Source organism: Kitasatospora sp. NPDC097643 (assembly GCF_040302625.1).
Classification (GTDB): Bacteria; Actinomycetota; Actinomycetes; order Streptomycetales; family Streptomycetaceae; genus Kitasatospora.
This window is the reverse complement of sequence record NZ_JBEOSA010000126.1, coordinates 1-9,465: the sequence shown is the minus strand read 5'-3', so window position 1 is coordinate 9,465 and position 9,465 is coordinate 1. Positions and strand designations below refer to the sequence as shown.

Here is a 9,465-nt window from a genome sequence, read left to right as displayed (position 1 = left end):
AGGTGACGGCTGAACAACGCCCCCAGGGTGCCCGTCGCACCCGTCACCAACACCGTGCCCTCAGGATCCAGCACCGGAGCCGCACCACCACCCGCCGCGGCACGCGCCAGACGCGGCACAAGCGCCACCCCGCCACGCAACGCCACCTGCGGCTCACCGCACTCCAGCACCCGCGACAACAGGCCCACTTCGGCATCGCCGTCCAGATCGACCAGAACGATCCGACCCGGATTCTCCGACTGCGCCGAACGCAACAGACCCAACACCGCAGCGGACGGCAGATCGGTGGCATCCGTTGCACCCCGCGTCACCACCACCAGACGCGAATCCACGAAGACATCCGCCGCCAGCCACTCCTGCACCAGCGCCAACGCCTCCCGCACCGCTACCCGCACCGCCCCGGCGGACAGCTGCGCCCCGAAGAGCGGGACGACCAGCGTGCCCGGCACGGCGGCGGCAGCCGCCGCGGCAGCCAGATCGGGGAAGCAAACCGCGCCCGGCAGGCCCAGGCCGTCGGCGCCGAGCACTCCGATCGCCTCAGCCGGCCCGCCGGCCGGCAGCGCCACCGGTACCCAGTCCTGGCGGAAGAGCGACTCATGGCCGCCCGGGGCCGCGAGCTTCTCGGCGGCGAAGGGACGGAGGACCAGCGACTCGACCAGGGCGACCGGCCGGCCGGTGGCATCGGCGATCGCCAGCGACACCGCGTCGGGGCCGACCACGGCCACGCGAACGCGAAGCTCGGCCGCGCCGGACGCGTGCAGCGACACGTCCGACCACGCGAACGGGAGACGGCCCTGCCCGGTGTCGGGCAGCAGTCCACCAAGTCCGACGGCGTGCAGGGCGGCGTCCAGGAGAGCGGGGTGCACGCCGAAGGACGCGGCGTCCGCCTGCGCCTCCGCCGGCAGGACGACCTCGGCGAAGACCTCGCCGTCCCGCCGCCAGGCCGACCGCAGGCCCTGGAACACCGGACCGTACTCGAGACCGGCGGCCGCCAGCCCCTCGTACAGGCCGTCGACCGGGACGGGCTCCGCGCCGGCCGGAGGCCACTGCACGAGGTCGAAGGAGGCCGGGGGCGCAGCGGGCGCCAGGATGCCGGTGGCGTGGCGGGTCCACGGCACGTCGGGCCAGGTGTCGTCGACACCGTCGTCCTGCGGCCGCGCGTGCAGGCTCAGTGGCCTGCGGCCCTGCTCGTCGGGGGCCCCCACCGTCAGACACAGCTGGACGGCACCCGTCACCGGGAGCACCAGGGGCGCTTCCGCGGTGAGCTCCTCCAGTCGGCTGCACGCCACCTGGTCGCCGGCCGCGATGGCGAGGTCGACCAGAGCCGTGCCCGGGAGCACCACCCGGCCCGCGACGGCGTGGTCGGCGAGCCAGGGGTGCGTCCGTACGGACAGCCGGCCGATGAAGAGCCGCCCATCCAGTTCGGGCACCGACACGGCCGCGCCGAACAGCGGGTGCGCGACCGCACCGAGGCCGGCCGCGGTGACGTCCCCGGCGTGATCGGCTCCGCTGTCCAGCCAGTAGCGCTCACGCTGGAAGGCGTAGGTCGGCAGGTCGACCCGGCGGGCACCGGTGCCGGCGAAGACGGCCTGCCAGTCCGGCCTGACTCCGCACGTGTGCAGCTGGGCGACAGCGGTGGTGAAGGTCAGCGGCTCGGAGCGGTCGCGGCGCAGGGCGGGGGTGAGGACGGCGTCGGTGTCCTCGGCGAGGCACGGCTGCGCCATCGCGCTCAGCGTGCCGTCCGGGCCCAGCTCCAGGAACGTCCGGACACCTTCGGCCTCCAGCACGTGCACCGCGTCGGCGAAGCGGACGGCCTCGCGAACGTGCCGCACCCAGTACTCCGGGTCGGCCAGCTCGGCCGAGACGAGCGAGCCGGTCAGGGTCGACACGATGGGGATCCGCGGCTCCGCGAAGGCCACCTCGGCAGCCACCGCACGGAACTCCGCCAACATCCCGTCCATCAGCGGCGAGTGGAACGCATGACTGACCGTCAGCCGCTTCGACCTCCGCCCCTCCAGACCGGCCACCACAGCCAGGACCGCTTCCTCGGCACCGGAAACCACCACCGAGGTAGGCCCGTTGACCGCCGCAATGCCCACACCGTCCGTCAGCAGCGGCACCACCTCCGCCTCGGACGCCTCCACCGCGACCATCGCACCACCACGCGGCAGCGCCTGCATCAACCGACCACGCGCCGCCACCAGCCGGCACGCATCCGCCAGCGAAAACACCCCGGCGACGTGCGCCGCGGCCAGCTCACCGATCGAGTGCCCCGCCAGGAAGTCCGGCCGCACACCCCACGACTCGACCAGCCGGAACAGCGCCACCTCCAACGCGAACAACGCCGGCTGCGTGTACCCCGTCTCGTGGATCAGCCCCGCATCCACGATCGCCTCGCGCAGCGGACGGTCCAACAGCGGATCCAACTCCGCACACACCGCGTCGAAGGCCGCCGCGAACACCGGGAAGGCCTCCGACAGCTCCTGACCCATCCCGACCCGCTGACTCCCCTGCCCCGCGAACAGGAACGCCGTGCGACCGCCCGTCCCCGCAACCCCACGAACCCCTGCCGAGCCGCCCGCGGCCAGCACCTCCAGACCGGCCAGCAGCTGCGCCCGGTCGTCACCGACCAGCGCCGCCCGCTGCTTGAGCGCCGCGCGTCCGACGGCGAGGGAGAGGCCGACGTCGGACGGGTCGAGAGTCGGGTCGGCGGCCAGGTGGGCCCGCAGGCGCTCGGCCTGGGCGCGGAGGGCCGCGTCGTCGTGGCCGGAGAGCACGAGCGGCACCGGGCGGGGCCGGCCGTCCGGGCGCGCCGCCGCCGCGGTGGCAACGGGGGCCTGTTCGAGGACGGTGTGGGCGTTGGTGCCGCTGACGCCGAAGGACGAGACGGCGGCCCGCCGGGGTCGGCCGGTCTCCGGCCAGGGGCGCTCCTCGGTGAGGAGGCGGACCGAGCCGGCCGACCAGTCGACGTGTGGGGTGGGTTCGTCCACGTGCAGGGTGCGCGGGAGCACGCCGTGGCGCATCGCCATGACCATCTTGATGATGCCGCCGACGCCGGCCGCGGCCTGGGTGTGGCCGAGGTTGGACTTGAGCGAGCCCAGCCAGAGCGGGCGGTCCGCGGGCCGGTCCTGGCCGTACGTGGCGATCAGGGCCTGCGCCTCGATGGGGTCGCCGAGGCGGGTGCCGGTGCCGTGCGCCTCCACGGCATCGATCTGGTGGGCGGTCAGCCGGGCGGCGGAGAGGGCCTGCCGGATGACCCGCTGCTGCGCGGGACCGTTGGGGGCGGTGAGTCCGCTGCTGGCGCCGTCCTGGTTGACGGCGGTGCCGCGCACGACGGCCAGCACGGGGTGGCCATTGGCGACGGCGTCCGAGAGCCGTTCGACGAGCAGCATGCCGACGCCCTCGCCCCAGCCGGTGCCGTCGGCGGCGGCCGCGAAGGACTTGCAGCGACCGTCGGCGGCCAGGCCCCGCTGGCGGCTGAAGTCGATGAAGGCGTTGGGGGTGGACATCACGGCGACGCCGCCGGCCAGCGCCAGCGAGCACTCCCCGGCGCGCAGCGCCTGCACCGCCCAGTGCAGGGCGACCAGCGAGGACGAGCACGCGGTGTCGACGGTGACCGCCGGGCCCTCCAGGCCGAGCGCGTACGCGACGCGGCCGGAGGCGACGCTGCCGGAGTTCCCGTTGCCGAGGTAGCCGGCGACCTCCTCGGGCACGGTGACCAGGCGGGAGGCGTAGTCGTGGTACATCACGCCGGCGAAGACGCCGGTGGCGCTGCCGCGGACGGACTCCGGGTCGATGCCGGCTCGTTCGAACGCCTCCCAGGAGGTCTCCAGCAGCAGCCGCTGCTGCGGGTCCATGGCGAGCGCCTCGCGCGGCGAGATGCCGAAGAACGCCGGGTCGAAGTCGGCGGCGTCGTGCAGGAAGCCGCCCTCGCGGGTGTACGAGGTACCGGGGCTGTCGGGGTCTTCGTCGTACAGGGCGGAGACGTCCCAGCCGCGGTCGTCGGGGAACTCCGAGACGCCGTCGGCGCCGTCGGCGACCAGCCGCCACAGCTCCTCGGGCGAGGTCACTCCGCCCGGGTAGCGGCAGGCCATGCCGACGATGGCGATCGGCTCCGGCTCCTGGTCCTCCAGCTCGCGGAGCCGCCGGCGCGTCTCGCGCAGGTCGGCGGTCGCCCGCTTGAGGTAGTCGAGGAGCTTCTCTTCGTTCTCCACGTGCTGTCACACCCTTGAACCCGGTCGTGGGGGCCGTGCCGGCCGCTTCCGGAACGTCCGAGCACGTCCGGAGGGCCCTGGGCACGGCCGCCGATGATTCGCGATGAAAACGTGCGCCCGAAACTCCGCACCGACCCGGGAGGGAATCTGCCCCGGCGTTTCCGGTTCCGGTTTCCGCGCACCGGTCCGCCGGATTTCGAGTCGCCCCGGCCGGTGGAATTCTCCGGCGGGGCCACGGTAATTTCCTGTTCGCCGCCACGCTAGCAGCGGCGTTCCGCGGGAGGCATCCCCTAACCTCCCCCTAGCCGGGCGCGGGGATATCCGGGGCAATTCCGCCGGACCGGCCGCGAATCATCCCATCGGGAATTTCACCTGGCCGGAGACGATCGGGTTGAGGTAGTTCGGTCCGGCGATCTTCAGGCGGTTCATGGCGAGGCCGGTGAGGCCCTCGAAGATGGCCCGGCGGGCGTTCATGGTGGTGGAGTAGCCGGGGTCCAGGTGCGGGGCGACCTCGACGACGTCCATGCCGATGACCTTGGTCTCGTGGCAGATCCGGCGGAAGGCCGGGAAGATCTCGCGGTTCGTCAGGCCGCCGGGCTCGGGGGTGCCGGTACCGGGCGCGTAGACGGGGTCGAGGACGTCGATGTCGAGGGAGAGGTAGACGAACTCCGCGTTCTCCTGGACCTCGGCGATGGCCTTGTCGAGCACGGCGTGGAAGCCGATCCGCTCGATCTCGGCCATGAAGTGGGTCTTCATGCCCTGGCGCCGCATCCAGTTGAAGAGCTGGTTGTCGGGGCCGGTGACGGTGCGCACGCCGACCTGGACGACGTTGCCGGCCGGCACCCCCTCGTCCTCGATGATGCGGCGGATCGGGGTGCTGTGGGTGGCACGGTGGCCGAGCTGGCTGTCGTGGCAGTCCGGGTGGGCGTCGAAGTGGATGACGCCGATCTTCTCCGGGCCGTACACGTCCGCGAGGGCCCCGACGCTCGGCCAGAGCAGCGAGTGGTCGCCACCCAGCAGGATCGGGACGGCGCCGACCTCGGCGATCTCGCGCACCAGGGAGCGGATCGGGCCGATCGAGTTCGGGGTGCTGAACGCGTCCACGGCCGCGTCGCCGTAGTCCACGACGTTGAGCACGTCGAACGGGTTGATCCGGGTGCTCGCGTTGATCATCGCTTCGGGCGTGTTGAAGATGTAGCGCTCGTCGGCGCGGATCATGCGCGGCCCGTACGCGGCGCCGCGGTGGCCGACCGAGGAGTCCAGCGGGATGCCCAGCACGGCGACGTCGACGTTGCCGGCCCGCAGGTCCTCCTGGTGCAGGCAGTACGGGACGCCCATGAAGGTGGCGAGCCCCGAGTACGCGGGGTGCGCGTAGTAGCGGCGCAGGTCGATCGGCCCGGGCTCGCGGGCGGGAGCCGCGGACCGGTCGACCTCCAGGCGGAACTCCGGGATCTCGGGCTTGTCGTTCACGCGTCTCCTCGGTGGCATGGCAGGGCGGGTGTCGCGGGCGTCGCGACGGTGTGGGGCGCGGAGTGTCGCGCCGCTCGACGGGGCGCAGGCCTGCACGCGGGTCGCTGCGGATCGAGCCTAGGTCGGCCGAAATTCCGTCAGTACCCGTGCCCGCCACTACCCGACCCCTAGGTCGCCGGGGCCGACCCCTACCTTCGGTGCGCAGGCAGGAGGTGGCGGCGGGGCGGTGTCCGCGCCCGCCGGGAGCCCGCGCGGGCTCCCGGCGGGCGCGGGCGTCAGTTCAGGCCGAGCTCCTCGTCGAGCAGGCTGAACAGTTCGTCGGCGGTGGCCCCGTCGAGTGCGGTGTCCTCGGCGCGGGTCGGCTCACCGGTGGCCGCGGCCCGGGTCTCGGTCCACATCGCCAGCAGGGTGCGCAGCCGGGTGGCGACGCTGCGGTGCTCCTCGTCGCCCGGGGTGAGCGCAGCGAGGATCGACTCCAGGCGGTCGAGTTCCGCACCGATCGGCAGCGCCGGGCCCGCCGTGGCCTCCTGCTCGCGGGTCTCCTCGCGGAGGTAGGCGGCGAGGGCGGCCGGCGTGGGGTGATCGAAGATCAGCGTGACCGGCAGGCGCAGGCCGGCGGCCGCCCCGAGCCGGTTGCGCAGGTCCACGGCGGTCAGCGAGTCGAAGCCCAACTCCACGAACCCGCGGGCCGGTTCGATGGCGCTCGCACTGCCGTAGCCGAGTACCCCGGCGACCTGGGCGCGCACCGCGTCCAGCAGGATGCGGTCGCGGTCGGCGTCCGGCAGTCCGCGGACCTGGTCGGCCAGGGTGCTGGGCACCGGCTGTCCGGCCCGGCCGTCGGCGGCCGTCCGTGGACCGCCGGCCGGGCGGCGGGCCGGCAGTCGGACCAGGCCGCGCAGCAGGTGCGGCACCGCCTCGGGGTCGCCCTGGGCCCGGACGGCGGCGGGGTCGAACCGCATCGGGACGAGGTGGGCGTCCGGCAGCGCGAGCGCCCGGTCGAGCAGGTCCAGCGCCTCGGCAGTGGGCAGCGGGGCGAAGCCGGCCCGGGTCATCCGGGCCACGTCTGCCTCGTCCAGGCTGCCGGACATGCCGCCGGACGGGCCGGCGGAGTCCACGTCCAGGGCCCACAGGCCCCAGGCGAGCGAGACGGCCGGCAGCCCCCGGTTCCTGCGGTGCCGGGCGAGTGCATCCAGGAACGCATTGCCTGCGGCGTAGTTGGCCTGCCCGGGGCCGCCCAGCACACCGGCGGAGGAGGAGAAGAGTACGAAGGCCGCGAGATCGAGCCCGGCGGTCAGCTCGTGCAGGTGCCACGCCGCGTCGATCTTGGGGCGCAGCACCGACTCCAGCCGCTCCGGCGTCAGGGCGGTCACCACGCCGTCGTCCAGGACGCCGGCGGTGTGGACGACGCCGGTCAGCGGGTGGGCGGCGGGGACTGCCGTGAGCAGGTCGGCGAGCGCCGCCCGGTCGCCGGCGTCGCAGGCCGTGACGGTCGCCTCGGCACCGAGCGCGGCCAGGTCGGCGACCAGGTCCGCCGCCCCGGGGGCGTCGGCGCCGCGCCGGCTGGTGAGCAGCAGGTGCCTGACCCCGTGCCGGGTGACCAGGTGGCGGGCCAGCAGCGCACCCAGCGCTCCCGTGCCACCGGTGACCAGAACGGTGCCGTCCGGGGCGAAGGCCGCTGTGCCGCGGTGGTCCTGTCCATGGTCGGCCGCGACCGACTCGGCGGTGACCGGCTCCGTGGTGACCGACTCGGCGGCGACCGGCTCGGCGGCGACAGGGACGCGGGCCAGTCGGGGCACCTGCACCGTGCCGCGCCGGACGGCGAGCTGCGGCTCGCCGGAGGCCACGGCGGCCGGGAGAGCGCGGACCGAGTCGGCGTCCTCGTCCAGGTCGACCAGGACGATCCGGCCGGGGTTCTCGCTCTGGGCGGAGCGCAGCAGTCCCCATACCGGTGCGTGTGCCGGGTCGGCGAGGCCCTCCTCGTCGCCGACGGCGACCGCACCCCGGGTGAGGACCACCAACTGCGCGTCGGCCGGGCCCTGGTCGGTCGCCCACTGCTGGGCGAGGCGGAGCGCGCGGAGGGCGGCCTCGCGGGCCGCCTCCGGGGTGTCGGAGGCGGGGGCGTCGGTGGCCTGCGTTTCAGTGGTCCGTGTGCCGTCGGGGCGGGCCGGGAAGGCGGGGACGAGCACGGTCGCCGGTGCGGGCGCTCCGGCGGCCACGGCCGCGGTCAGGACGGCGAGTTCGGGGTATCCGGGCAGGTCCTGCCCGTCCGGCCCGACCAGGCCGTCGGCGGTGCCGAGCACCGCCCACGGCTGCCCGTCCGGCGCCGTGTCGGCGACGGCTGCGGGTGCGCCGGGCAGCCCGGTCCACTCGATGCGGAACAGCGAGTCGTGGAAGGCGTCCCGGGCGGCGTGCAGTTGCTCGGCGGAGGCCGCGCGCAGCACCAGGGTGTCGACGGTGGCGACCGGGTGGCCGTGCTCGTCGGCCAGGTCCAGGGTGACCGCGTCCTGGCCGGCCGGGGCGAGCCGCACCCGCAGCGCGGCCGCGCCCGGGGCGTGCAGCCGTACGCCCGTCCAGGAGAACGGCAGCCGGGGGCGGCCCGGGTCCAGGTCGGCGGCCGGCACCAGGCCGCCGAGGCCGATGCCGTGCAGGGCGGCGTCCATCAGCGCGGGGTGCAGCCCGAATGCGGCGGTCTCCAGTGCGCGGCCGGTCGGTTCGGGGGCGATCTCGGCGAAGAGTTCGCCATCCAGCCGCCAGGCGTGGCGCAGGCCGCGGAAGGCCGGCCCGTAGTCCAGACCGGCCGCGGCGGTCGCCGCGTACAGGCCGTCGGTGTCGACCGGTTCGGCACCGGCCGGGGGCCAGGCGGTGAGGTCGAGGCCGTCGGCCGGGGCACCGTCGGCCAGCAGGCCGGTGGCGTGGCGGGTCCACGGCTCGTCGGCGGGGACGTCCTCCACCCGGGAGTACAGCGCCAGGGCGCGGCGGCCGTCCGGCTCGGCGGCGGCAACGGTCAGGCGCACCTGGACTCCGCCGCGTTCGGGGAGCACCAGCGGTGCGGCGAGGGTCAGTTCGTCGAGGAGCTCGCAGCCGACCTGGCGGCCGGCGCGGAGCGCGAGTTCGACGAGGGCGGTGCCGGGCAGCACGGTCGAGCCGTGCACGGTGTGGTCGGCCAGCCAGGGCTGGGTCGAGCGCGCGACCCGGCCGGTGAACACCAGCGCTCCGGTGTCGGGGAGTTCGACGGCCGCCCCGAGCAGCGGGTGACCGGCCAGGTCGAGTCCGGCGGAGGCCATGTCCCCGGCGGACAGGCCGGCGTCGAGCCAGTAGCGCTCCCGCTGGAAGGCGTAGGTGGGCAGGTCGATCCGGCGGGCACTCCCGGTGCCGGCGAGGAGCGCCGACCAGTCGACGTCGGCGCCCCGGACGTGGAGTCCGGCGAGGGCGGTGGCCAGGGCTCGGGGCTCGGGCCGGCCACGGCGCAGGGCAGGCAGGAAGGCGGGGCCGGTGCCGGTGACGCAGTCCTGGCCGAGGGCGCTGAGGACGCCGTCGGGGCCGAGCTCCAGGTAGCGGGTGGCGCCTTCGGTCTCCAGGGTTCGGACGGCGTCGTGGAAGCGGACGGCCTCGCGGACGTGCCGCACCCAGTACTCGGGGTCGGTCAGCTCGGCCGACACGAGCGAGCCGGTCAGGGTGGAGGCGACCGGGATCCGCGGCGCCTCGTACGCCACCTGGGCGGCGACGGCCCGGAAGTCGTCGAGCATGCCGTCCATCAGCGGGGAGTGGAAGGCGTGGCTGA

The 9,465-nt window shown here is 74.8% G+C and carries 3 protein-coding genes; all 3 read right to left on the bottom strand.

The genetic code is table 11. From position 1 onward, the window contains the following. On the bottom strand, window positions 1-4,214 hold a 4,214-nt coding region (locus tag ABTY15_RS39015), incomplete at its 3' end, for a type I polyketide synthase (RefSeq protein WP_502893690.1). A 351-nt stretch (window positions 4,215-4,565) separates the two neighbouring features. Beyond that, a complete protein-coding gene (locus tag ABTY15_RS39010) occupies window positions 4,566-5,684 on the bottom strand; it encodes an agmatinase family protein (RefSeq protein ID WP_350607209.1) in 1,119 nt (372 codons plus the stop codon). A 275-nt stretch (window positions 5,685-5,959) separates the two neighbouring features. After that, on the bottom strand, window positions 5,960-9,465 hold a 3,506-nt coding region (locus ABTY15_RS39005), incomplete at its 5' end, for an SDR family NAD(P)-dependent oxidoreductase (protein WP_350607206.1).